The following is a 22,860-nucleotide window of genomic DNA, read 5'->3' as shown; positions in this document are numbered from 1 at the left end:
GGGCGAGGACGACCACCGGGGGACCGCGCGATGCGCACGAACACCCTGCCCACCCACCCGAGCATCGTCGACCCGCGGACGGGCGATCCGCTGCGTGCTGTCGGCATCGTCGGGGGCCGCCCTGTGTGGCCGATCATGGGCGCGTCCGGCCCGATCCCCGGCGGCGGTCAACCGGCCGCCCCGCCGGCGGCGCCACCCGCGACGGGGACGCCCACGCCGCCCGCTTCCAACCCGCCCGCTGCCAGTACGCCGGCAGCCCCTGCGGCTCCGCCCGCTCCCGCTCCGCCGGCCGCTGGCGCGACGCCTACGCCGAACGACCAGGGAGACCAGCCTCTCGGCCCGGCAGGGCTGCGAGCGCTGGAGGCGGAACGAGAGCGCGCCGAGGAACTCACCCGGCAGTTGGCGGCGGTGAACCAGAAGGTCACCGAGTTCGAGCAGGCCGGAATGAACGACCTGCAGAAGGCTCAGGCCAAGGTCGCCGAACTCGAGCAGAAGCTCGCGACCGAGAGCACGGAGCGACTCCGGCTCAAGGCCGCGACCGACCACGGGGTCCCGGCGACGCACCTGCACCTGCTGACCGCGACCGACGAGGCCTCGCTGAAGGCTCAGGCGGCGTCCGTGCAGGAGCTGCTCACTAAGGCCGGTGTCGCCGCGACGGCACCTGCGCCGCTGCCCGGGCAGGGCACGCCTCAGACGCCCGCCGCGCCGACTCTCACGGCCGGTGCGGCGCTCTACCAGTCGCCCTACCAGAACAACACGAACACCTGATCCCGGAAGGGGAATCATGGACCTCAGCATCAAGACTGAGGCGTTCCAGCAGGACGACCAGTCCTGGCTGGGGTCGGCGCACGGCACGCAGTCCGCGCGCACCGTCACCCTCGACGCCTCGGCCTTCACCGCCGGAACCCACTACCCGAACGGCTACATCCCGTCGGGCACAGTGCTCGCCTACCTCGCGGGCAGCACCACGAAACTCGGCCCGTACGACCCGTCGAACACCACCACCGAGCCGGGTGTCGCCGTCGGGTTCCTCTTCACCGCGGTGAAGGTCCCGGCCGACACCAGCAAGCCCGTCGGCGCGGCGCTGCTGACCCACTGCAGGGTCCGCACCGCCAAGCTTCCGTTCCAGTCCGGCAAGGGATCGATCGACGCCAACGGCAAGGCCGATCTCAAGCTCGCCGAGTTCGTCTGAGAGGGGTGACGTAAATGCTGATCAACACCGATTACATCACCCCGGTCGAGCTGACGGGGTTCGTCCGCGCCGCGTTCGCGGACCTGCAGGTCAACCAGTTCACGCTGAGCCAGTACCTGCCGAACCAGTTGGTCGATGACCTCGACTTCCGGCTCGCCCGCGGCGGTGCCGGGCTCGTCGAGGCCGGCGAGTTCCGGACCTACGACGCCGAGTCGCCGATCGGTTCGCGGCCGGGCATCGCGCGGATCTCCGGCGAACTGCCGCCGCTGTCCCGCAAGATCCGGCAGGGCGAGTACGACCGGCTCCGGCAGCGGAAGCTGGACGGTGCGATCCGGCAGGCGATCCTCAACGATGCGCTCACCATGACGCGTGCGCTGTCGGCCCGGATGGAACTCGCCCGCGGCGACGCGTTGGTCAATGGGTCCGTCACGATCAACGAGAACGGCCTGAACGGGTTCGTCGTCGACTTCGGTCGCAAGGCCGGGCACTCCGTCACGGCCGCGACCCCGTGGAGCAACACCGCTTCCGCGGTCCCGGTCACGGACATGATGTCCTGGCGTGACACCTACGTCGCGACCAACGGCACCGAGCCGGGCGTCGCGGTGACCTCGCGTCGCGTTATCGCGTACCTGATGCAGAACGCCCAGTTCCGCAACCTCGTGTTCCCTGGCGCGAACCAGCCGTCGCTGGTCACTCAGCAGATGCTGCAGGACGCGCTCGCCGCGTTCGGTCTTCCACCGATCCGCGTCTACGACGCGCAGGTGTCGGTGAACAAGTCCGCGCAGCGGGTCATCCCCGACGACAAGTTCCTGTTCCTCCCGCCGGACTCCGGCGACAGCCAGCTCGGCCGCACGATGTGGGGCACGACCGCGGAGTCGCTCGAAGCCGAGTACGGGCTGTCCGGGAACGAGCCGGGCATGGTCGCGGGGGTCTACACGGAGAAGGACCCCGTCGCGCTGTGGACGAAGGCGGCCGCGATCGGCATCCCGGTGATGGCGAACCCGGACCTGTCGTTCGTCGCCGACGTGGCGTAGGGGGTGCGCGAGATGGGAAACCAGTTGCGCACCTTCGTGCACGTCGCTGACGAGCACGGCGAGATGCACGCGTTCGGGCCCGACGACAAGCTGCCGAGCTGGGTCCGTTCGGCTGTCACCAACCCGAAGGCGTGGGCCGAGCCCTCGGACTCGCCGGAGGAGACCGATCCGGGCACCAGCGGTGAAAGCGGCGGTGAGGGCGACCTCGTTGAGCCGCCGCGGTCCGGCAAGGGTTCCGGTGTCGAGGCGTGGCGCGAGTACGCCGTGGCGCTCGGCTGGTTCGAGGAGATCCCGGAGGACGCGAGCCGGGACGACATCGTGCAGTCGATCGACGACGAGCGGAAGCGCCGCGCTGAGCAGGGCAAGGAGTGATGCACGGTGGCCACGTACGCCACGGCCGCTGACGTGGCCACCCTGCTCCTCGTCGACTTCAACGCTGCCGAGACGGCGAAGGCGGAAGCGCTCATCCGCTACGTGTCGGCGATCATGCGCAAGCGCCTCCGCGGCGTCGGCGCGGACCTCGACGCGGGTATCGCTGACGGCTCGATCGAGTCCGATCTCGCCGAAGGGGTGTGTGTCGATGTCGTCGCGCAAGCCGTCGAGGTGAAGCGGGGCGTGAAGAGCGAGGCGCATCCCGAGTACACGATCGTTTTCCAGGACGGCACCGCCGCGAACCTTGACCTGACCGCTGGCCAGATCGAGCTGCTCACCCCGACCGAGCAGGACGCGAATCACGTGCGCGGCAAAGCGTTCTCCGTCCACCCCGGATAGAAGGACCACGCGAATGTCCGACGACAGCAACACCGGCGACATCGTGATCGAGCCGACCACGGTCGAGCTGTACGACACCGACGGCCGCCAGTACTTCACTGCGGCCGGTTCGGTGTTCGCCGAGAACGGTTTGAAGGACGGCACGCTCACCGCGGAGCCGCCCGCGCAGGGCGAGGAGGCGAACCCGAGTGGCCCCGAAGTACCCCCAGCAGGTGACCCTTCGAAATCCGGGAAGCGGTCCAGGAACAGTGGATCCGGTGACGGGGACAACCCGCCCGCCTGACCCGGTCGACACCCGGTCTCCGGCGAGGCTGTCGCAGAAATCCGTCGTTGACTTGGGTTCGCAGACCGAGATCGCCGGCCAGCAGACCACAGTGGTGTCCGCGTGGACGGTCCTCGTTCCTCCGGACAAGCCGCTCACCTCAGCCACGGTCGTCATCGACGAGACCGGCACGCAGTACGCGATCGAAGGCGACGTCGCGCGCCGCCCCAACCATCGCCCCGAATTCCTCGCCGCGTCCACGCGGCTCATATCCGACATGCAGCAGTAGGAGGGGTGTGGCGATGGCCGCAACCGCGAAAACCGTGTCCAAGGTCGGCTACCAGTCCGTGCTCACGGACCCGACGCCGACCGCGATGGACAACGTCAACGGCAACAGCTTCGTCAACGGCGGAAAGCTGTGGCTCCGCATTACCGCGCCCGCGGGCGGCGGCACGGTCCAGGTGGCGTTCAAGGACAAGGTCGACGGCCAAACCGTCACGCCGAAGACGTACACGCTCAGCGCGAACCAGGTCGGTGTGATCGGCGGTTGGCCGATCAACCTCTACGGCGCGACCCTGATCGCGACCCCGTCGGCGACCGGGTTCACGGTCGCGGCGTTCAGCCTGTAGCCGTGGCCAGCTTCCGCGTCACGGTCTACCCGGACCAGGCGGTTGCCGAGGCTCGGCGTCTGTCCACTCCGGACCGGGTTGAGATCGCGCACCAGATCGCTGGAGACGCACAAGCCGCGGCACCGGTCCTCACCGGTGCCTACCGGGACGGCATCGGCGTCGAGGCTGCCGGAGACCAGGTGTCCGTTGTGGACAACGACCCGGATGCTTTCTACAAGGAGTACGGCACGTCGGACACTCCGGCGCACGCGGTGCTCACCAACGCGGCGAAGGCGTACGGCAAGTACACCGGCTACCAGCCGCGGAGGTGACCGTGACCGCTCCCGTGCTGCCGCACCTGGCCGGGCTGGCTCGTCAGCTTCTGCTCGCCGATCCGACGTTCACCGCACTCACGCCGGGTGGTCTCGCGTCGGCCGCGCCCGCAACAATCACGAAGCCGTTCGCGGTGATCCTGACGTCGGTGACGCCGATCGACGCGGCTGCCGGCGCGTACCGCGGAGATCTCGCGATAAACGGGTGCGCGTCGATCCCTTTCGGCGACAAGGAGCCGCTCACCGCGGCGTGGGACATCGCGGCCCGCGCGGCGGCGCTGCTGGCCACTGTCCGGAACGCCAGCTACGAACAGGTGCGGTACTCGGCGCGGGTCACAGACGGCCCGATGGAGATGCCGCTCGACAAGACCCGCGGCCCCGCGACGCCAGTGTTCGGCGTGCAGGTCCGCGCGGAGCTTCTGATCCACGCCCACTGACCCCCGGCCCGCCGTTGGGGTGGGGCGCCCTGCGCGGCGGGTCGGGCCTTTCTTCGCGAACCGCGCGCGGAATCTCTTGCAGGGTGCCCCTTTTCCTTACCCAGACCCCGCGACGTGCGGGACTACAGCAGGAGGACGAATGTCCGACTACGCGAGCCCGAGCGATTCGCGCTTGTGGCTGGACGGCGACGCTTTCCGCGCGTCCGCCGGTACCGCGCTTCCGGCCGACATTTTCGCGACCGCGCTGCCCGGTTGGGATGCGTTCGGTGGCATCAAGGCCGGTTTCAGCCGGGAGCCGTCGCAGGACAACACGAACCTGACCGTGTGGAACAAGAAGGGCACGTACCGACAGAAGAAGGGCGAGAAGACCGAGTCGATCAAGTTCCGGCCGGTCGACGTCTCGAAGGCCACCGCGCTGACCTTGCTGCAGGGCGGGTCCATCGCCGAAACCTCGACCGGGTCCGGTATTTGGGAGTGGATCGAGGGCAACGACGAGCCCTTCGCGCTAATCATCCGCGTTCAGGACGGAAGCGAGTGGAAGGGCTTCTACCTCAAGAAGGCCGAACTCGCGACCAAGCCGCCGGAGACGATGGACGGCGACGACCTCGAAGGCTGGGACCTGGAGGTCATCGACCTCGTCCCGGACGACGGCAGCCTGTCCATCCGCAAGTTCACCTCGTCCAACCCGCTCGCCTGAACAGGAGCTGAAGCATGACGCAGGGCGCCCCCCGCACCACCCGCAAGACCGCTCCGAAGCCGAAGGCCCGGCCTAACCCACTCGTCCGCGAGTCCGCTTCGGACCAGGAACTCGACCTCGACCAGTGGCTCGGCACGCGTGGCCTCGTCGGCAAGCGCGTGATGAAGGTCGCCGGCGAACCGTTCGAGTTCGTCCGGGCGGCCACCGGCGCTCAGTTGACCGCGCACAACGAAGCCCGCGGCAAGGGCGACGTCATCACAGCGATGGCCGCTCTGCTCGTCGATCCCGATCGGGCAGACGCCCTCACCGAGGCATTCGACCGGCAGCGCCAGCCGATCACACCGGATGGCATCAGCGACTATCTGGCTGCGATGCTGAACTTCGTGGTGTTCGGCACGACGGATCCGCTCGGCTCGGAGGAGGAGAAGGCGGGGGAATCTGGGGCGTCCTGACCGCGGTCATCGGACCGTGGTGGGACGCCGTGCTCACCGACTTTCTCCAGTACTTCCGCCAAGATCTCCGCGAGGTGTGGCGCACGATGCCCGCTGCGGACCTGGCCGCGTTCGTGCGCCGCCTTGTCCGGATCCCCACCTCAGCGCTCGCCGATCTGCTCAGCGACGGCGAAGCCGCGTGGGGCCCGCACGAGGAGAACACGGCGCGGCTGCTCGAAGCGCAAGATTATGCGCTGCAGCTGACGTGGAACGACCGCACCATCGACCCAGACGACCCGGAACTCCGTAAGGAACGCGCGATCGCGAAACGGAACGGGTTCAAGCCGCCGCCGTTCCCGATGATTCCGCCGAGCGCGCTGCGGCCGCCGAAGCTCGCGCAGGCACGAGTCGACGCGTATCTCGCCGAGGTGCATCGCTACCAGAACCCACCGAAACCAGAGGCTGACGTGATCCCTCTCGACGAGTGGGAACGCGCCAAGGGGATCGTCACCGAACACCAGTAGACACGGGGGTGATCACGTGTCCGGTGGAAAGATCGACATCCTCGTTGAGCCGGACACTCGTGGTTTCCCCGAAAAACTCGGCGGCAAGCTCCGCAGTGCCGGTGGTGCGCTCGGAACTGTCGCGAAAGGACTGGGGCTCGCGGTCGCCGCGGGCACCGCCGTTGCTGCTGTCGGGCTGAAGAAGGCCATCGACATCGGCATCGAGTACCAGTCGAGCCTGAACGAACTGCAAGCCGTCAGCCACGCGACCGGCGAGCAGATGGCGCTCGTCGGCGACACTGCGAAGCGTCTCGGCGCCGACATGGACCTCCCGGCCACGTCGGCGGCTGACGCGGCGGCGGCGATGACCGAACTCGCCAAGGGCGGGTTGTCGGTCGATCAGGCGATGACCGCGGCGAAGGGAACGCTTCAGCTCGCCGCAGCGGCGCAGGTCGACGCGGCGAGCGCTGCGGAGATCCAGTCGCAGGCGCTCAACGCTTTCGGGCTGTCCGCGGACCAGGCCGGGCACGTCGCCGACGTGCTCGCCAACTCCGCGAACGCGGCGTCCGGCGAGATCACCGACTTCGCGCAGGCCATGTCGCAAGTCGGAGCGGTGGCGCATCAGTTCGGGCTGTCGATCGACGAAACCTCGACCGCGCTCAGCCTGTTCGCGAACGCGGGCATCAAGGGCAGCGACGCGGGCACGCTGCTGAAGAGCGCGCTGCTCGCGTTGGCGAACCCGTCGAAGCCCGCGCAGAAAGCCATCGAACAGCTCGGCCTGAAGGTCTACGACGCGCAAGGCAAGTTCGTCGGCCTCAAGTCGCTGTTCGAGCAGCTGCACACGGCGTCCGAGAAAATGACGGACGCCCAGTACCAGCAGGCGACCGCCACCGTGTTCGGGTCGGACGCTGTGCGGCTCGCCGGCGTCGCAGCGGGCGTGACCTCGGACCAGTGGGACCAGATGGCCACTGCGGTCAGCCGGTCCGGCGGCGCCGCGGACGTTGCTGCTGCGAAGACAAAGGGTCTCGGCGGCGCCATCGAGGGCTTCAAGTCGCAGCTTGAGACGACGGCGATCGACATTTTCGAGTCGATCGGGCCGCCGCTTGAGTCCGCGGTGCGCATGGGCGCGGACGCGGTCGAGAAGTACGGCCCGGTCGTGTCCGACGGCCTCGCCAGCTTGGTGAAGCAGGCGGCGGACGCGGGCAAGGAGTTCGGTCCGGGGATCGCGAAGGGCGTCGGTGCTGGCGCGGGTGAGGTCGCGTCGGCGGCGGAGCGGCTGCTGAAGCCGTTCGTCGATCCGGCGAAGGCTCTCGGCGCGCGCGGCCTCGAGGTCGGCAAGACGATCGTCGGCGGATTCGTGGACGTGGCGCGGCAAGCGGTCGATGTCGCGGAGCCGCTCGCGAAGGGCGCGGCGAAGATCGGCGAGGGGTTCGCGTCCGCGGGCGGCCCGATCGGCGCGGCGCGGGAAGCGCTCGTGCTCGGGTACGGCGCGGCGAAGCTGGTGCTGCAGATCGTGCAGCCGCTCGCCGAGGGCGTCGGTGCTCTCGCGCAGTTCTTCGGCAGCCTGCCGGGCCCGATCCAGACCGCGGCGTTCGCGCTGCTGGCTATGAAGGTCGGTCCGCCGATCATCAACAGCATCCGTGACCGGATGTCGAGCCTTGGCACCGAATCGGACGGGGCGTCGCGGAAGGTCGGGCTCGTCGGCTCGGCGATCGGCACGCTGACTGCGCCTGTGCGCGCGGTCGCTTCCGGGATCGGCGGCGCGGTCGGCACGCTGCGCCAGTTCGGCAACGAGGCTGCCGCGCAGCGTTCCATTGCGCAGTCGACGTCCGGGTACCTGAGCTTGCAGGCGAACGGTTTCCGGTCGTTGGCGAGCGAGGCGGCGGCATCTGGCCAGTCCGTCGGCAGGGCTGGCTCGTACATGGCTGCGTTCAACACGAGCACGATCCCAGCTGTCGCCGCGGCACGCGGGTTTGTGGAGCAGACCCGGTCGATCCGTGATGGTGCGGCTGCTGCGGGGACGCCGATCAGCGCGATGGGCGCAGCGATGGGCACGATCGTCGAGCGGTCGTCGGCCCTGTCGGCGGCGCGCGCTGCGTTCGACAATGCCTCGGGCGGCGCGGAGCGGTTCGGGAAGCTGGCCGGGACTGCTGCTGCGGGCGGCAGCCTGCTGAAGTCGGCGGCATCCGGTCTGATCGGCGTGTTCGGTGGCCCGTGGGGTCTCGCGCTCGCCGGTGCGAGCGTGGTGTTGTCGCTGTTCTCCAAGAAGCAGGAGGAGGCGGCAGCCAAAGCCTCTGCGTACAAACAGAAGGTCGACGAGCTGACCAACGCGTACAAGCAGTCGGGCGGTGTCATCGACAAGAACATCATCGACACCAATAACAAAGCGTTGGCAGACAAGAACGTCGCGCAGAACGCGACACTCGCTGGTAGTTCGTTCACCCTGTACGCGGCCGCAGCTAACGGTAACTCAACGGCGCTCGAGGAAGTCACGAAGTCTTCTGACAAGGCGATCGACTCTATCGGCAGGCAAGCGCGGTTGACCGACACGCAGATCAAGGGTCTGCAAGATGTGAACCACCAGCTGCTGCAGAACGGCGGCACGTACGCGGACGTCCAAGAGCAAGTTGAGAAGCTGTACACGACGATGGGGGACACTGGTCACGGCAAGGCCTCGATCGACACTCTCAGCGAGGCGCAAAAGGGTCTTCTTACGCACATCCTCGACGGAACTGGTGCGCTCGGCGAGCAGATCAAAGCCAATCGTCAAGCACAAGAAGGTTATGAACTCCTAGCGTCCGCCGCAGCCGGTGTTTCGACTCAGACTATTCGCCTCTGGGAAGCGCAGGAAAGGCAGGCGCAGTCGGCACTTAACGCTGCCGATGCGAGTCTGACTTATCGTGATTCTCTTGCTGAGCTGAAGACGGCCCAAAAGGCATCCTCTGACGCTCTGAAGGATCACGGGAAAACCAGCGAGGAATACGCAGCGGCAGCACGCGCCGAAGAGCATGCTCTCCTCAACGTGATCGCAGCCAAAAAGGCCGAGGCGACCGCCAACAGCAAAGCGGCCACGGACGACGGAAAACTGGCAGAAGGTCGCGCGGCGGCGAACGCCGAGGCTGTCCGGCTGGCTGAGACCTACAAGGACAAGATCCCGGACGCGCTCCGCACGATGATCGCGGGCATGGACGCGACATCCGCGTCCGCTGCAGGACTGCATGTCAGCTTCAACGATCTCGGCGAGGCGGTGTACAAGCTCCCGGACGGCAAGGAAATCAAGGTCAACGCCGATGTCGTCGCGGCGCAGTCGGCGATCGACAAGCTGCCGGAGTACGCCGCGGGGGTCACTGGCGTCATGCCGGTCGACGCGAATGTCGATCCGGCTACTGGCAAGGTCAACGCGACCGTCCAGTACGCGGACGGATCTATCGGCGTGATGACGGTGGACGCGAACAAAGACCCGGCCACCGGCAAGACGATGATCGCTGTTCAGTACGCGAACGGTGCGCGCGGCTACATGACGGTCGACGCGTTCAACCAGGGCGCAAAAGACAAGACTCTCCAGGTAGTCCGTTTCGCAGACGGCAGCGTTGGTGTGATCACCGTCGATGCCAAGACTGGGGCAGCGAACGCGGCGATCGATTACGCCGCGCGTCCCCGCGAATCGATCATTCGGGTGAAGACGGTCGGTGGCGGCGTCCAGAACATGCCGGTCGGGTACCGACCCGCGGGCGGCATGGCGATGGAGGCGGCCGGCGGGATCCTGAAGACGTATGCCGCTGGCGGTTTCGAGCGGCTGCGTCCGATGCGCGCGGGTCTCGCGGACATCGTCCCGCCGAACACGTGGCGGGTCATCGGCGACCGGGTGCGGGACGACGAAGCGTACATCCCGATCAACCGGTCCAACCGCAGCCTCGCTCTCCTCGAGGAAACGGCGCGGCGCATGGGATTCGCGGTGATGCGCCGGTACGCCACTGGCGGGATCGCGGCACAAACCATGGGCGGCAAGGCATCCGCGGCCGGGTTGTCCGGTCCGCTTCAGATTTCCGGATCGCTCAACATCGGCGGCGTGCTGGTGCCGCTTATCGACGCGCGGATCGAGGCGGCAGACCACGCGTCCGGGTCTGACTTCGCTCGCGGTCGCAGAACTTAGGAGGACCAAGTGGCTTTCGAGCAGCGCGCCACGCGCGACTACTTTTCGACGGCGCTGCTGAGCGCGGCGACCGTGTCGAGTTCGACGCTCCAGTCGGTCGACTTCGTCGGCCTGGACACGGATTACGGCACCAACGGCAAGTATCTGCCACTGGTGTTGCATGACGACACGCTCGGCGCGTACGAGGTCGTGTGGGTCACCGCCCACAGTTCGGCCTCGAACACGGTCACCGTCGCGCGCGGCATGGAAGGCACGACCGCGCAGGCGTGGGGTGCGGGCACTCGTATCGAGGCCGCGCCGACGTCGTACGACACGGTGTTGGCCCGGACGTCGTCGTCGATGCCGTCGGATTCTCCGATCGGCGGGCGGGTGATGCGCGGCGACAAGAAAGACGTGGCCGAGCGCGCGAGCGGCTTGTGGGCGCCGTCGGTCGGTGTCGCGTTCGCGGCGGACGCGGGGCCGCGGCGAAGCGGGACGATCCCGGATGGGTCGGCGGTCCTGCTGCGCGGCGGCCACAAGGTCGGCACGACTGGTACGAACGGCCTGATCACTGTGGCGCACCAGTCGCCGTTCCCGAACGGGACGATCGCCACGGCGCTCGGCGTGGTGAGCACTGGCGTCCCGGCGGTGGCGGTGGTGTCGTCGGAGACCGCAACCGGGGTGACGATCGGGTTCTACGCGATCTCGACCGGCGCGAACGTGGGCTCGGGCGTGGCGGTCGCGTTCCAGTACATCTCGATGGGGTTCTGACCCATGGCGTGGGCGCGCGGCGCGCGGGCGCGCGAAGCGTGGGCCGCGCGGGGCAGCGGCTCGTCGGTGCCGCCGGGCCAGCAGAGCGCCCCGCCTCCCATCCCCGGCGGCACGCCAACCTGGATCTACACCCCGAACCGCACGCTGGCGTTCGGGTTGCGCGGGTGGGCCGGTCGCCTGTCCCCGGTCTCCTACCCGGGCGGCGGCATCAGCATCCGGCCGGTGCCGGACCGCGGCGTCATGGAGGTCACCGCGTGGTGGCCGGACGCACCTTTCCTGAGCCTGGTGCGTCTGCGGATCGACGGCACGCTCGAAGCCGTGCGCGGCGGCAGCCCGATCACCGTCACTGGCGTGACGCGCCGGAACTACTGCCAGAACCCGAGTTTCGAGGCCGGTCTCAACGGCACGCTGGCTGACCTCGGGGCGCCGACGCTGACACAGGTCACCGACGGAACCGCGACGCAAGGGAAGTCGTACCTGCGGGCGACGATCGCGTCGGCCGGTTCGTGCGGTGTCGTCGTGCCGAACAACCTGCCGCCCGGGATCGACCTCACGATCGGGTTCGACCTGAAGCTGTCCGCGGCCACGTCCGGTTTCACCGTTCAGGCTCAGTGGGTCGACTCGGGCGGCCTGCCGCTCACGACCTCGACGACGTCGCTCAACAGCAACGACATCAACCGCAGCGTCGGCCAGTTCGCGCGGCAGGTGGTGCGGTTGACGACACCGCCCGCGGGCGTGTCGGCGACGATCAAACTGGTCGCTGCCGGGCTTCCGGCGGGCGGGTCGGTGAGTCTCGACGGCGTCACCATCGAACGCCGGGTCACTGACGGCTCGTACTTCGACGGCGCGACCTACGGCGCGACGTGGCTCGGCGTGCCGGACCTGTCCGCATCCGCATTGGCACCGTTGTGCGTCATCCAGGACGGCGAATGCCCGGTCGACGAACCGGTCCGGTACGTGCTGGTGAACCCGTCCCGCAAGGGCGGGTCGATGACGTCGGGCGGCGCGACCTTGTCGTCGCTGGGACGGGTGTGGCTGACGCACCCGAAGAGCCCGTCCGCGCCGCTGGAGATCTTCTGCTCGAAGCGGCCGCTCCGCGGGAAAAAGGCCGGGCAAACGGTGTTCCAGGCGATCGACGACCCGCTCGCGATCACCGTGGCCCAGCGACGGCGCTCCGGGTGGGTGTCCACCGAGGACATTCAGATGTGGACGTTCGACGAGGAGTCGACCGCAGCCCTGTGGGCGTTCCTCGACGACAACCTGCCCTTGTTCCTCCGGTCGCCGGCGGATCACAACTGGGGCCCGGGGATCTGGCTGTCGCTGGACGACGCGAACGAAGACCCGGACGGCGCGGCCGACTGGCAGAAGTGGATCAAGATCAGCTCTCCGTGGGTGCAGGTCGCCGCGCCCGCGGTGTGAAAGGCGGACGCGGTGTGGCAGTTGAGTGACCGGGCCAGGGACATCCTTGGCGCGAGCCACACCATGGACGTCAAGGCCGTGGTGCAAAGCCCGTACTTCGGGACGCGCACGGTGTCGGTGCTCGACGGCGAGGTGAACGTCGACTCGGGGAGCCAGGTGCGCCGCTCCGCGACGCTCGTCACCGACCCGGCCTTGTGGCCGGTCTCGCCGAGGGACTTGCTTACCCCATTCGGCTCGACCTGCGCACTGTGGCGCGGCATCGTCATCCCCGAACTCCCGGAACCGGAATGGATCCCGCTGGGGGTCTTCTTCCTCGACAAGTCGAAACGCGGCCGGGCCGCGGACAGCCGCACCGCGGTGTCGATCGACCTCGTCGACCCGTCGGCCCACATCGCGGAGGACAAGTTCGACGCGCCGATGCAAACCGCTGAGGGCGCAACCTACATCGGCGGGATCAAACAGCTGATCTGGGGAACGCTCGGCCAGGACTATCCCGTGATCGACTACACCGGCAGTACGCGCGTCGCACCGGTGATGGAGATCGAGAAGGAGCGCTGGGGCGACGGCATCGAGAAGCTCGCCGATGCTATCGGTGCGGAAGTGTTCTTCGACCAGATCGGGCAAGTCATCGTCCGGCCGGTGCCGACGCTCGCTGACGCCCCGGTCTGGTACGCGCGCACCGGTTCCGGTGGCAACGTCCTCACCACCGACGAGCAATGGACCCGTGACGACGTCTGGAACCGGTGGGTCATCAACGGCGAACGGTCCGACGGAAGCGAATCGGTGCACGTGGTCATCGAGGACACCGACCCGAACAGCCCGACCTGGGTCGGCGGACCGTTCGGGAAGAGGACCCGCTTCTACAGCTCGCCGGTGATCACCTCGCCTGGGCAGGGCACCGCCGTCGGGAGCGCGTTCCTGTCCAAAACCAAGGGCCTCGCTTGCACGGTGGACTTCAGCCTCGTGGTGAACCCCGCGCTCACCGCCGGGGACGTGATCGAACTCGACGACACCGAACTCGGCCGCGCGAACCACATCATCGACAAACTCACGATCCCGCTCACTGCCTCGGGTTCGCTGACCTGCTCGACCCGGTCAGACGTCGTGCTGCCCGCCGAATCGTAGGAGGGTCCATTGCGGATGGTCGATGCGTTGTGGCAGCGGATCGAGGATCTCGTTGCCTCGCAAAAGAAACAGGGCGTCGTGATCGGGATCGTCGGCAACAAGGTGCAGGTGAATGTCGACAACACGCTCCTGACGTTGCCGCGGTACAAGCACTACACCCCGGCGCTCGCCGACATTGTCGACATCGACGCCAGCAGACGCGGTGCCTGGATCGTGATCGGCACGCCTGCATGAACCGGCAGCCAGATCGAGGTGATGCCAAGTACGAGGGGGTCACGTGCTGTTCGCTGCCGATGAGGTCGACCCGAGCGCCGGGCCGCCTTGGCTCGCAATCCTGCTCGGCGTCCTCACTCTGATCGGTGTCCTGGTGACTGCGTATTCGCCGGTCGTGGTCGAACGCATCAAGCAGCGGCGTGCCAAGGAGCCGGTCAAGGCCGATGAGTCAGCTGCGCTTCCGGCCGCGCCTGCTGCGGTGCGCCGGACCGACCAGGCGCTCGACCTCGTCAGCGATGCGATGGCCGATGCGCGGCGCGAGCGCGACGAGGCGCAGGACGACAACCGTCGCCTGCTGAAGACGAACGCGAAGCTCGTGCAGGAAAACGCGGCCCTGAAAGGGCTGGTGTACCGGCTCGATCCGATGTGGAACGGGGAGATCCGTGGACGATCACCGCACTGACGATGCGCTCGGCCAGGTCCGCGAGGGCGTGCACGAACTCGCCGAGGCCGCGCCGACCGAGGCTCGTCGGGTCGTGCGCGTCGAGCTGAAACGCTGGTGGCCCAAGCTGATCATCTCTGTCGCGGTCGTGGTGCTGCTGATCGTTGTCGGCGGCGGCTACGCCATCGTCGACCTTTACTTCAAATCGGCTGCGACATCGGCGACGTTGTCGTCGTTGCAGCAGGCGCAGGCAGCGAAGGCGGCTGGGGAGAAGGCGAACAGCGAACTGCAGGCCCGCGGTCAGCCGACTGTGCCGATCCCGGACCCGGGTTCGGCACCGGACCCGACAGTGATCGCGCAGGCCGCGACCGCGCAGGTGCTGGCGTCGCTGTCCGGCCGATACGTCCCGTTCACCGATCTCGGTCCGGCGATCGCCCGATACTTCGCGGCGAACCCGGTGACGCCCGCGGGTCCGTCGCCGCAGCAGCTGTTCGATTCGATCTCTGCCTATTACCAGGCGAATCCGCCGACACCGGCCAAGGACGGCAAGCCCGGTGCGGATGGCGCGAACGGCCAAGACGGCGCGAACGGCAAGGACGGTAAAGACGGCCACACTCCGACAGCCGAGGAGATTCAGGCGATCTTCGCGGACTACCTGCGCCAGCATCCCGAGGCGTTGTGCCCCAACGGCGGCCAGTTCGCGCAGATCCGGGTGCAGCTCGCGGACGGCGGCGCGGCCGACACCTGGCAGTGCGTCGTCGCCACCTATCCCGCGCCCAGCAAGACACCGTCCACCACCCCGACTTCTCCCGGAGGCTGATCATGTACTTGACCTCGCTCGCCACGATCGCCCGCTCCGCCGGGCTCAAGGTGGTCGAGCAACCCGGATGGGAAAAGCGCGGCCACGGCCAGATGTCCGGCGTCAAAGCCGTTGTCTGCCACCACACCGCCGGGTCTCCGGCAGGCAACGCTCCCTCGCTCGGCGTGGTCCAGAACGGGCGGTCGGACCTCGCGGGCCCGCTCGCTCACTATGTGCTCGGCCGTGACGGCACCGTGTACGTCGTCGCTGCCGGACTTTGTTGGCACGCCGGTGCTGTGCTCAACAACGACTGGTCGAACAACTGGTCCGTCGGGATCGAGGCCGAGGCGACCGGCACCGCGGCGTGGCCGGAGGAGCAACTCGACGCCTACGCCCGGCTCTGCCGTGCGCTGTGCGCGGCGTACGGGCTGCCGATCTCTGCCGTGCTCGGACACAAAGAGGTCTGCGCGCCGAAGGGCCGCAAGTCCGACCCGAACTTCGACATGAGCACATTCCGCGCCCGTGTCGCTTCCGCAAACACCACCACGACCACTACCGGAGGTTTCCTCATGGCACTGTCCGATGCCGACCAGAAGTTCATCTACGACAAGGTCAAGGACATCGACTCGACCCTCGGCGCGGTCTACGCAGCAACCGGAGGCAAACAGACGTTCGGCTCGGCGTTCGTCGAGATGATGAAGCGCGTCGACTTCCTGTGGTCGGTGGCGGCGAACACCCCGGACCTCAACCACGACGGCAAGCAGGGCGACGTGTCGCTGGTGAACTGGCGGCAGTGGCAGGCCGACCAGGAAGCCAAGCAGACCGCGGCACTCGACGAGATCCGCGGGCAGCTCGCGGCTCTGACCGCGAAGCTCGGCGCGTGACCGGCCAGCACGCCGACCCGATCGGCGCCACCGAGCCCGTCGCGATCGCCGAGGCCGTGCGGGCACTGCTCGTCGCGATCGTCACCACCGGCTGGATCGTCATCCCCGACACCACCATCAACGTCGTGGTCTCCGTCGTCGGATTCACAGGCTCCGTCGTCTCGACGGTCCTCGCCCGCCGCAAAGTCTTGCCGCTCGCGAAACTCGGCCCCGACGGCGTCCCCGTCATCACCGTCGTCCCGCCAGCGGCCGACACGCCGAAGGAGGGCTGACCATGGTCGACCGCACCTGCCCCGGCTGCGCCATCAACGACGACCACCCGCGCCACCAGGCCGTCACCGAAGCCGGCGACATCGCCGCGTGGCACACCGACTGCCACGCCCTCAAAGGCTGCCCCGTCTGCGTGATCGCACGCCAGGGCGCGGAGAACCTGACCGGCGACGAGTACCGCGACCACCTCGTCGCCAACGGCGAGGCGATCAACGCTGCCGTGCAGGATCTGCCGCCGGGGACTCTCAACGAGGTGTTCGGGAAGGTGAACTGAGATGCCCAGCGGACTCAAGACGGCCGAGGCCGCCCGCTTGATCAACGCGTCCATGCGCGGCACCGGCTACGTGGCGCCGACCGGCGCGTCCAAAGTGGAGCTGACCACCACGGCGCCTAGCGCCACGGCGAATGGCACGCCCGTCTCCGGCGGCTCCTACGCCGACCAGGCCTACCCGACGTCCGGCGACACCGCGACCGCGTCGATCGCGAACTCGTCCGCGATCAGCTTCGGCCCGATGCCCGCCGTTACCGTCGTCGGCGCGAACACCAAGGACTCGAACGCCTCTCCGCGGTACAGCTGGTGGGGAACTCTCGGCACCAGCATCACCACCCTGTCGGGCGATTTGATCACGTTCGCGGCCGGGGCACTCACCTTCTCGCTGAACAACACGCCGTAGGCGGGCGACCGTGGCGGCACGTTCGGACGCGGCGACCGACCGCGTCAGCCTCGGTTCGGCGCCGTCGCCGACCGCGTGGACGATCGGCGGATGGGCGCGGATCGCTGTCGCGGCGGCGTCGAGCTTCAACCCGTGCATCAGGCTGCACTCGGGCAGCGGCGGCAACACCAGCTGGATCGTCGGGTTCAAAGGCAGCAACGGCCGGAATGTCGCTGTCTACTCGGCCTCGAACCCGAGCGGTCTCGTCGGTGCCGAGGTCAGCCTCGGCACGTGGGTGTACGTCGCCGCGACCCTCGGGTCCGCAGGGGCGTGCAGCTTCTACTACGGCACGACACCCGGTTCGCTGACGAAGCTGACCGGCACCGTGGCCAGCGGGACCACGCCCGACGGGCTGACGTTCTTCGGTCGGTCGCCGTCGGACGGATCCGAGTGGCTGAACGGCAGCTTGGCGTACTGGAGGATCTGGACGGCGGTGCTCACCGACGTCGAGATCGCGGCCGAGAGCCAGAGCGCCACCCCAGTCCGCTCGGGTGCGTGGGCCTCGTGGGACTTCGCCGCCGCGGCGCTCACCGACGGATCCGGCAACGGGCGGACCCTGACCGCGGGCACCACGCCGTTGGCCGCGGACACAGACCCGCCGCTCGGCGGCACCCAGAACACCACCCTCACGGCTGCGGCGACCGCGCAGGTGTCGGTCGGAGCCTTCGCTGCGCGCACCGCAGCACTGACCGCTGTCGCGACCGCGCAAACCGGCGTGACCCCGGCCGGGCAACGCCAAGCCAGCATGGGCATTGCTGCCGCGGCGCGGGGCGACCTCAGCCCATTCGCCAACCGGGCGCCCGCGCTCGACGTCGGAGCGATGGCGCACGCCGGCGTATCGGCGTTCAGAACCACCGCCGCCGTGCTCGACGCCGCCGCGGTCGCACAGGTCGACGCGAATGCGGCTGCCGAGCGGACCACCCTGCTTGACGTGGCAGCAGTCGCAGCTGCGGACCTGGCACCGCGGGCCGCGCGGTCTTCCGCCCTCGACGTCACGTCGACCGCCGAGTTCGCCGCGGCACCAGTGCGTGAAGCGCAGCCGGTGCTCAACGCGGCCGCCATCGCGGGGATGACCGCGCAGACACAGTCCGGCCAAGATCGGGACATCACCGTCGCCGCCGCACTCGCAGGCGGTCGCGTCACCGTCGAACTGCTTAAGGCAGGCCGATTCACTGTTGCTGAGCCGTCGTCGGCGTGGCACGTCCAGGAGGTCGGATGAAGACGCAGGACCGGCTCAGCCGTGAGTTCGTCCGCGCTCGGGTCACCGCGACGCTCGAGGACGGCACGCCCGTCGACCCGACGACCCTGCAGATCGAACTCGCGGTCGTGCCCGAAGGCACACGACCGGCGCCCGCGGACTGGCGGACCGCCGCCTCGCTCGGCAGCGGGATCTTCGGCGTCCTCGTCGGCCCCGGCGCCGTCGAGCTTGCGCCGGCCGACTACGAGACCTGGCATCGCATCACCGACACCACCGAGCAGTCCGTCGCGCCGTTCGGCCGGCTGCGCATCACCTGACCACGGGAGGCACCGTGTCCGACCTCGGCGACCACGCCATCTACGAACTCGACTACCAGGGGATCGTCGATCCTGACCGGGCTCGCATCATCGCGATCATCGGGAACTTCGCGGACTACACCGACCCGGTTGCTCGCGCCGAGGCGTTTGCGCGTGTGCAGACGCTGCTGCAGTTCAAGGCCTTGAGCCCTCTCACGAGCGAGCCGGCGCAGTGGGTAGACCGGTCGTCGCTGTCGGGCGGCCGCGAGCTGTGGCAGTCCAAGCGGGATCCGGATGCGTGGTCGCGTGACGGCGGATCCACCTACTACATGCAGTCTCAGACGGACGCGCCCTACCAGTCGCAAATCGTGCCGTAACCCGGCCGATCGCACACCAGCCTGGTCTTGAGACCGGGCGAAACAGAAGGCCCCCGCGCTCCCGCTTCGCAGCGGTTGAGCGCGGGGGCTTTCTGCGTGCGTTCACTTCCGGGAGCAGACGTTGCGCTCCATCGAATCGACGATCCGATCGGCCTTCGTCCGGTCTCCGACGTTCACGGTGGTGTATGAGACCACTTCGTCACGGCTCATGTGCTTGAGATTGTCGCAAGCTGTGTCGGTGGCGCGCCTCGTCGACGGCAGCAGATCCTGGATGTCATCCTTCGACGCGCTCGATCCGGGGAAGACGATCGCTGCGGAATCGCGTGCCACTGCCTCGTAGTCCGGGGCAGCGTGCTGGGGCGCTGCCCCGGAGCTGCTGGACAACGTCAGCGCGAGAGTGATCGCCACTGCAGCGGCGCCGAGCACGCCCACCACTGTAAGGATGAAGACTCGTCGTGAGATGACCATCGAAATCCCCTCAGCCCCACTTGCTATATGCGTTGAGTACTCGCGTTGATCACCGCTGGTGTTACAGGCAGCGGGACCGGCAGTTGTCGCGCACCCTTGCCCACGTTGTGGATAGGTACCTGCCGGTCCCGCCCCACCCGCTGAGCGGGTGGCTTAGTGGGCCGGTGACCGGGGAGTTCCGGTCGGTCACCGGCCCTTACCCCGCGGATTTCCGGACGCGGGGTAAACGCTGGCTACGTGCGCGCCTGAGGATCGCTCGTCGCAGCAGCCAGGCTCACCGGGTCGCCGCACACGCCTGCTTGCCAGAAGCGGCGCAGCATCCGGGAGTTTGGATGGCGGTGGCCTCCGGAGGGATTGCGCCGGGAGGAGGCCACCGCCGCGCGCCCCGTCCGTGGGGCGCAGCCGGTGCCGCGAAAGGGGTTGGGGGCACCCGCCGCGGCGACCGTCATAGCCGACCCATGTGCGACCCGGGAGCGGTGACCCCGCGGCGCGGGTACTTCTGGTTGACGTAGCGCACCCACTCGTCCGGGCTCGCATCCGGACCGGGTTCGACGAGCACGGGCCTGTCCTCCTTCGTCTCGGGTGCGTCGTCGTCCGTGCCGAGACCCTGGTTCATTTCGAGCCGCCCAGCTTGGCGAAGCTGCGGTACACCAGTCCGCACCCGCCGCATTCCCAGGTACGGGGCGACACCGTGCCGCCGCACGTGCGGCAGGTGAACTTGATCGGTCTGGGACGCGGAGGCGGAGCCGCCGCGGGGCGGGCGAACACTGAAGGGTTGTTCGTCCAGCGGTGCTTGAGTGATCCCGGGGCGGCGGGGCCGGGTTCCGTGAGCCGGCCGATCAGTTTCCGCACGTGCTTGGGGGTGACGCCGTAGCGCTGCCCGATCTCCTCGTCTGACAAGCCTGCCTGGTGGTCGCGCAGCAGCGCGGCATTGCGCTCTGCGTGCGACGACGTCATTGCGTGACCAGCCCGGTGCAGCCGGGACACCAGTCGGCATCAGCGAACCCAGCCGACCCAATTTCGCCGCGCTCGTGGCGTTCCGGGTACGGGTTGCTGCCGGAGCACCAGGGGATGAGCCACTGCGAGGAGTCATTCAGCTCCCGTTTCCAGTAGCGATGCACCGTCCGCCGGCGCGCAGAAGTCGGGTCGGAGTGCACCCGCAACATGAGGTCCGATGTGCGCATCGGATGCACAGCACCGGTCACCGCGGCAACCTCCTCAGCGGGCAGTTCGCCGCACAGCATGCCCATCACACGCCTCCCTGCTTGCGAAGGTCATCGAATGTCAGGTGAAGGTTCTTGACCACTCGACCGCCGGCAGATGCCGGGATCGTTGCGCTGGGACTGGCGACAGAGGGGTTGTCGACCGCGAGTACGACCGTGCTCTCGCCTGCGACGTTGGTTGTGATGCCTGTCGTGATCTTGACGGGCCGTCCGGTGGTGTCGACCGTGCTGACCCACCGTTCGTTCCGCCATCCCCGTTGCCGTTCCACGAGAGGTGAGCATGGTCCGACTTCTCATGAGTTTCAATAGAATCCATAGAATTATTGCGCAAGTGCATACTTTCGGAGTAGGAGACTGCTACTCACGGTCACGATTGCGAGCGGTTAGAGCCGCTAGTGGCGCTGTGACGTCGGTGATCATCTGTGCGATTCTGTGGATTCCACGAACGACGCACGGAGGACCGTGATGGAACTGACACACCTCTTCACCACCTCGAAGAACGGCGGCTGTCCTGAGCTGTACGCCACCGACCGCGGGACCTATGTGGTCCAGGGATCGCGAGTGACCGACCCGCAGGCCCTCGCGGCTCTTCGCAAGCGCGGTTTCCCCGAACACGAGACTGCTGTCGAGGTCCCCGCGGCGCTGCTCGATCATCTCAAGGGCGGCGCGTGACACGGCGGAACCTGAACCCCGACGACGAGTTCGCTGCGCTGCTGCGTTCGGTGCGGCGCTCGTCGTGGCGGTGGGAATGCCAAGGCGAGTACGCCGTCGACCGGCCAGAGGTCGAGCGGTGGCTCGCTGGCGAACCTGCCATCGAAACCGACGACGACCGGGCATGGCTCGCGCACCTCGCGCGGCTGCGCGCCGACGGCATTCCGTTCCAGCGTGTCCGCGTCTATCCCGACCCGATCAACGACTACCTCGCATGGATGCGCCAGGCCGTCGGCCCGAACGTCGCCGCGGGCGAGGATGTGCGCTGGCTTCCCGAAGCGACTGCGCACGAGCACGGCTTGCCGGGCTACGACTTCTATCTGCTCGACGACGAGCGGGTGGCAGTCCTGCAATTCGAGGACAAGGAGCTGGCCGGAGTGGTGGTCGACGATGACCCAGCCGTCCTCGCCGAGCACCGGGCGTGGCGCGACACGGCATGGCCGATAGCGACTCCGCACGCGGAGTACGTCACGATGGCGCGGTGACTGAGCGGGACCATCAGATCTTCGCGAGCGAGCTGCGCCGGCTGCGGGTCAATGCCGGGTTCGAGACCGGCAAGGAATTCGCCAGCGCCATCGGCTGGGTCGCGTCGAAGGTGTCGCGGATCGAGAAAGCGCGCATCATTCCGGCGGACTCGGATCTAGATGACTGGCTGCCCGCAGTCGGCGCGGACGACGAGACCGAGGCTCGTCTGCGCAGCGCGCTGGTCGATCTTCGGCTCGCTCGCGATCGCTGGAAGCAGCAGCTTCGGCGCGGCCACTCCGAACGGCAGCACGTCGAGGCGGTCGCGGAACGCGACGCGAGCTTCATCGCCTCCGTCGAGCTGTTCCTCGTCCCTGGTCTAGTCCAGACGCCTGGCTACGCGCGGCACGTCTTCGAGATGGCTGCGGAGATGCACGAGACGCCGACCGACAGCGACGACGCGGTTCGCGAACGGATCCAGCGTCAGGACGTGCTCTACGACCCGAGCAAGCGGATCGAGATCCTGATCGGGGAGTCCGCGCTGCGCTACCCGATCTGCGACGTGCCGATGCTGCGAGTGCAAATCGACAGGCTGCTCAACCTCGTCGGCCTGGCGCACGTCCGATTCGGCGTCATCCCGCTCGGCACGACGCTGCCGACGATCACGATGCACGGTTACACGATCCATGACGACACGGTGCTCGTGGAGGTCAACCACACCGAGATCACCGTCACCGAGACGGCCGACGTCGCGCTGTACCGGGACATCACAGAGAGGCTGTGGACGATCGCAGCCGCGGGTGACGACGCGCGAGATCTGCTGCAGCGCATCCTCCGCGCGCTCTAGCGCCCGGCGTCGAACGCTCGAACTGGGTCCGCGCGGAAAGTGGACGGTTTTTGGACGGTTCGGCCCCCAGTGTTTGAGCCGGTGCCTGGCCATGCGTGCGCTGACCAGGCACCGGAGTGCCCCCGGCAGGACTCGAACCTGCGACCTAGAGAGTCGCAGGAACATGATGGCGTTGTCCGCGTTAGTCGCTGACCTGCGATTTCTCTACCAGAAATGGCGGTGTTGCCCGCGTTGGTACGGGTT

33 protein-coding genes and 1 pseudogene are annotated in these 22,860 nt (G+C 68.0%); 30 read left to right on the top strand and 4 right to left on the bottom strand.

What is annotated here, in order from left to right:
- From D0D37_RS47655 to D0D37_RS42390, 27 genes and pseudogenes are all read left to right on the top strand, one after another.
- Positions 1-768, top strand: a pseudogene (locus tag D0D37_RS47655) (DUF4355 domain-containing protein); the annotation flags it as partial.
- A gap of 16 nt (positions 769-784) precedes the next feature.
- Complete coding sequence (locus D0D37_RS42515; protein WP_116206234.1) at positions 785-1,192, top strand: head decoration protein; 408 nt, start codon at positions 785-787, stop codon at positions 1,190-1,192.
- A gap of 14 nt (positions 1,193-1,206) precedes the next feature.
- Positions 1,207-2,226, top strand: a complete 1,020-nt coding sequence (locus D0D37_RS42510; protein WP_116206233.1) for a major capsid protein — start codon at positions 1,207-1,209, stop codon at positions 2,224-2,226.
- 12 nt (positions 2,227-2,238) lie between these two features.
- Positions 2,239-2,598 carry a hypothetical protein gene (locus D0D37_RS42505; protein ID WP_116206232.1) on the top strand — a complete coding sequence of 120 codons (360 nt, stop codon included), beginning with the start codon at positions 2,239-2,241 and terminating at the stop codon, positions 2,596-2,598.
- Between the two features lie 6 nt (positions 2,599-2,604).
- On the top strand, positions 2,605-2,997 hold the full coding sequence (locus D0D37_RS42500; protein ID WP_116206231.1) for a Gp19/Gp15/Gp42 family protein: 393 nt from the start codon (positions 2,605-2,607) through the stop codon (positions 2,995-2,997).
- A gap of 13 nt (positions 2,998-3,010) precedes the next feature.
- Positions 3,011-3,280 carry a hypothetical protein gene (locus D0D37_RS42495; RefSeq protein ID WP_116206230.1) on the top strand — a complete coding sequence of 90 codons (270 nt, stop codon included), beginning with the start codon at positions 3,011-3,013 and terminating at the stop codon, positions 3,278-3,280.
- Entirely contained in the window at positions 3,255-3,548 is a 294-nt protein-coding gene (locus D0D37_RS42490) for a hypothetical protein (protein WP_162834748.1), read from the top strand. Before D0D37_RS42495 ends, D0D37_RS42490 begins: the two co-directional genes overlap by 26 nt.
- 13 nt (positions 3,549-3,561) lie before the next feature.
- Positions 3,562-3,888, top strand: a complete 327-nt coding sequence (locus D0D37_RS42485; protein ID WP_116206228.1) for a hypothetical protein — start codon at positions 3,562-3,564, stop codon at positions 3,886-3,888.
- Positions 3,889-3,890: 2 nt separating this feature from the next.
- Complete coding sequence (locus D0D37_RS42480) at positions 3,891-4,199, top strand: HK97 gp10 family phage protein (protein WP_116206227.1); 309 nt, start codon at positions 3,891-3,893, stop codon at positions 4,197-4,199.
- A gap of 2 nt (positions 4,200-4,201) precedes the next feature.
- On the top strand, positions 4,202-4,636 hold the full coding sequence (locus D0D37_RS42475; protein ID WP_116206226.1) for a hypothetical protein: 435 nt from the start codon (positions 4,202-4,204) through the stop codon (positions 4,634-4,636).
- Between the two features lie 139 nt (positions 4,637-4,775).
- A complete protein-coding gene (locus D0D37_RS42470) occupies positions 4,776-5,333 on the top strand; it encodes a phage tail tube protein (protein WP_116206225.1) in 558 nt (185 codons plus the stop codon).
- Between the two features lie 14 nt (positions 5,334-5,347).
- Entirely contained in the window at positions 5,348-5,785 is a 438-nt protein-coding gene (locus tag D0D37_RS42465) for a hypothetical protein (protein ID WP_116206224.1), read from the top strand.
- A 29-nt stretch (positions 5,786-5,814) separates the two neighbouring features.
- Positions 5,815-6,288, top strand: coding sequence for a hypothetical protein (locus D0D37_RS42460; RefSeq protein ID WP_116206223.1), 474 nt, complete (start codon positions 5,815-5,817; stop codon positions 6,286-6,288).
- Between the two features lie 16 nt (positions 6,289-6,304).
- Entirely contained in the window at positions 6,305-10,420 is a 4,116-nt protein-coding gene (locus tag D0D37_RS42455) for a phage tail tape measure protein (RefSeq protein WP_116206222.1), read from the top strand.
- 9 nt (positions 10,421-10,429) lie between these two features.
- Positions 10,430-11,170: a hypothetical protein gene (locus D0D37_RS42450; protein ID WP_116206221.1), complete on the top strand. Its 741-nt coding sequence runs from the start codon at positions 10,430-10,432 to the stop codon at positions 11,168-11,170.
- Between the two features lie 3 nt (positions 11,171-11,173).
- Entirely contained in the window at positions 11,174-12,589 is a 1,416-nt protein-coding gene (locus tag D0D37_RS42445; RefSeq protein WP_116206220.1) for a hypothetical protein, read from the top strand.
- 12 nt (positions 12,590-12,601) lie between these two features.
- Positions 12,602-13,714 carry a DUF5047 domain-containing protein gene (locus D0D37_RS42440; RefSeq protein ID WP_162834747.1) on the top strand — a complete coding sequence of 371 codons (1,113 nt, stop codon included), beginning with the start codon at positions 12,602-12,604 and terminating at the stop codon, positions 13,712-13,714.
- Positions 13,715-13,723: 9 nt separating this feature from the next.
- On the top strand, positions 13,724-13,948 hold the full coding sequence (locus D0D37_RS42435; RefSeq protein ID WP_162834746.1) for a hypothetical protein: 225 nt from the start codon (positions 13,724-13,726) through the stop codon (positions 13,946-13,948).
- Positions 13,949-13,991: 43 nt separating this feature from the next.
- On the top strand, positions 13,992-14,390 hold the full coding sequence (locus D0D37_RS42430; RefSeq protein ID WP_116206217.1) for a hypothetical protein: 399 nt from the start codon (positions 13,992-13,994) through the stop codon (positions 14,388-14,390).
- Positions 14,371-15,189: a hypothetical protein gene (locus D0D37_RS42425; RefSeq protein WP_116206216.1), complete on the top strand. Its 819-nt coding sequence runs from the start codon at positions 14,371-14,373 to the stop codon at positions 15,187-15,189. The genes D0D37_RS42430 and D0D37_RS42425 overlap by 20 nt, the downstream gene beginning before the upstream one ends.
- A gap of 2 nt (positions 15,190-15,191) precedes the next feature.
- Positions 15,192-16,052, top strand: coding sequence for an N-acetylmuramoyl-L-alanine amidase (locus D0D37_RS42420; protein WP_116206215.1), 861 nt, complete (start codon positions 15,192-15,194; stop codon positions 16,050-16,052).
- Complete coding sequence (locus D0D37_RS42415; RefSeq protein WP_116206214.1) at positions 16,049-16,324, top strand: hypothetical protein; 276 nt, start codon at positions 16,049-16,051, stop codon at positions 16,322-16,324. Before D0D37_RS42420 ends, D0D37_RS42415 begins: the two co-directional genes overlap by 4 nt.
- 2 nt (positions 16,325-16,326) lie before the next feature.
- Positions 16,327-16,596, top strand: a complete 270-nt coding sequence (locus tag D0D37_RS42410; RefSeq protein ID WP_116206213.1) for a hypothetical protein — start codon at positions 16,327-16,329, stop codon at positions 16,594-16,596.
- 1 nt (position 16,597) lies between these two features.
- Positions 16,598-16,996, top strand: a complete 399-nt coding sequence (locus D0D37_RS42405; protein ID WP_116206212.1) for a phage tail fiber protein — start codon at positions 16,598-16,600, stop codon at positions 16,994-16,996.
- A gap of 10 nt (positions 16,997-17,006) precedes the next feature.
- Complete coding sequence (locus D0D37_RS42400; RefSeq protein WP_116206211.1) at positions 17,007-18,254, top strand: LamG-like jellyroll fold domain-containing protein; 1,248 nt, start codon at positions 17,007-17,009, stop codon at positions 18,252-18,254.
- Positions 18,251-18,550 carry a hypothetical protein gene (locus tag D0D37_RS42395; RefSeq protein WP_116206210.1) on the top strand — a complete coding sequence of 100 codons (300 nt, stop codon included), beginning with the start codon at positions 18,251-18,253 and terminating at the stop codon, positions 18,548-18,550. The genes D0D37_RS42400 and D0D37_RS42395 overlap by 4 nt, the downstream gene beginning before the upstream one ends.
- Before the next feature lie 14 nt (positions 18,551-18,564).
- Positions 18,565-18,906, top strand: coding sequence for a hypothetical protein (locus D0D37_RS42390; RefSeq protein WP_116206209.1), 342 nt, complete (start codon positions 18,565-18,567; stop codon positions 18,904-18,906).
- 102 nt (positions 18,907-19,008) lie between these two features.
- Here the strand turns inward: D0D37_RS42390 and D0D37_RS42385 are convergent, their stop codons facing one another.
- From D0D37_RS42385 to D0D37_RS42375, 4 genes are all read right to left on the bottom strand, one after another.
- Entirely contained in the window at positions 19,009-19,338 is a 330-nt protein-coding gene (locus tag D0D37_RS42385) for a hypothetical protein (RefSeq protein WP_116206208.1), read from the bottom strand.
- 481 nt (positions 19,339-19,819) lie between these two features.
- Positions 19,820-19,990 carry a hypothetical protein gene (locus tag D0D37_RS47015; RefSeq protein ID WP_162834745.1) on the bottom strand — a complete coding sequence of 57 codons (171 nt, stop codon included), beginning with the start codon at positions 19,988-19,990 and terminating at the stop codon, positions 19,820-19,822.
- Positions 19,987-20,331, bottom strand: a complete 345-nt coding sequence (locus D0D37_RS42380) for a helix-turn-helix domain-containing protein (RefSeq protein ID WP_116206207.1) — start codon at positions 20,329-20,331, stop codon at positions 19,987-19,989. Before D0D37_RS42380 ends, D0D37_RS47015 begins: the two co-directional genes overlap by 4 nt.
- A complete protein-coding gene (locus D0D37_RS42375; protein WP_116206206.1) occupies positions 20,328-20,624 on the bottom strand; it encodes a hypothetical protein in 297 nt (98 codons plus the stop codon). Before D0D37_RS42375 ends, D0D37_RS42380 begins: the two co-directional genes overlap by 4 nt.
- A 438-nt stretch (positions 20,625-21,062) precedes the next feature.
- Between D0D37_RS42375 and D0D37_RS42365 the strand changes: the two genes are divergently transcribed.
- The 3 genes from D0D37_RS42365 to D0D37_RS42355 are packed head-to-tail and all read left to right on the top strand — an operon-like array spanning position 21,063 to position 22,617.
- Positions 21,063-21,269 (top strand): hypothetical protein, encoded by a 207-nt coding sequence (locus tag D0D37_RS42365; RefSeq protein WP_116206204.1) that lies wholly within the window; start codon positions 21,063-21,065, stop codon positions 21,267-21,269.
- Positions 21,266-21,793, top strand: coding sequence for a DUF6879 family protein (locus D0D37_RS42360; protein WP_116206203.1), 528 nt, complete (start codon positions 21,266-21,268; stop codon positions 21,791-21,793). The genes D0D37_RS42365 and D0D37_RS42360 overlap by 4 nt, the downstream gene beginning before the upstream one ends.
- A complete protein-coding gene (locus D0D37_RS42355; RefSeq protein WP_162834744.1) occupies positions 21,790-22,617 on the top strand; it encodes a helix-turn-helix domain-containing protein in 828 nt (275 codons plus the stop codon). Before D0D37_RS42360 ends, D0D37_RS42355 begins: the two co-directional genes overlap by 4 nt.
- The last annotated feature ends 243 nt before the right edge of the window (positions 22,618-22,860 follow it).

Origin of the sequence: Amycolatopsis circi, assembly GCF_003385235.1 — a bacterium.
Lineage (GTDB): Bacteria > Actinomycetota > Actinomycetes > Mycobacteriales > Pseudonocardiaceae > Amycolatopsis > Amycolatopsis circi.
This window is presented reverse-complemented; position numbering and strand designations above follow the sequence as displayed.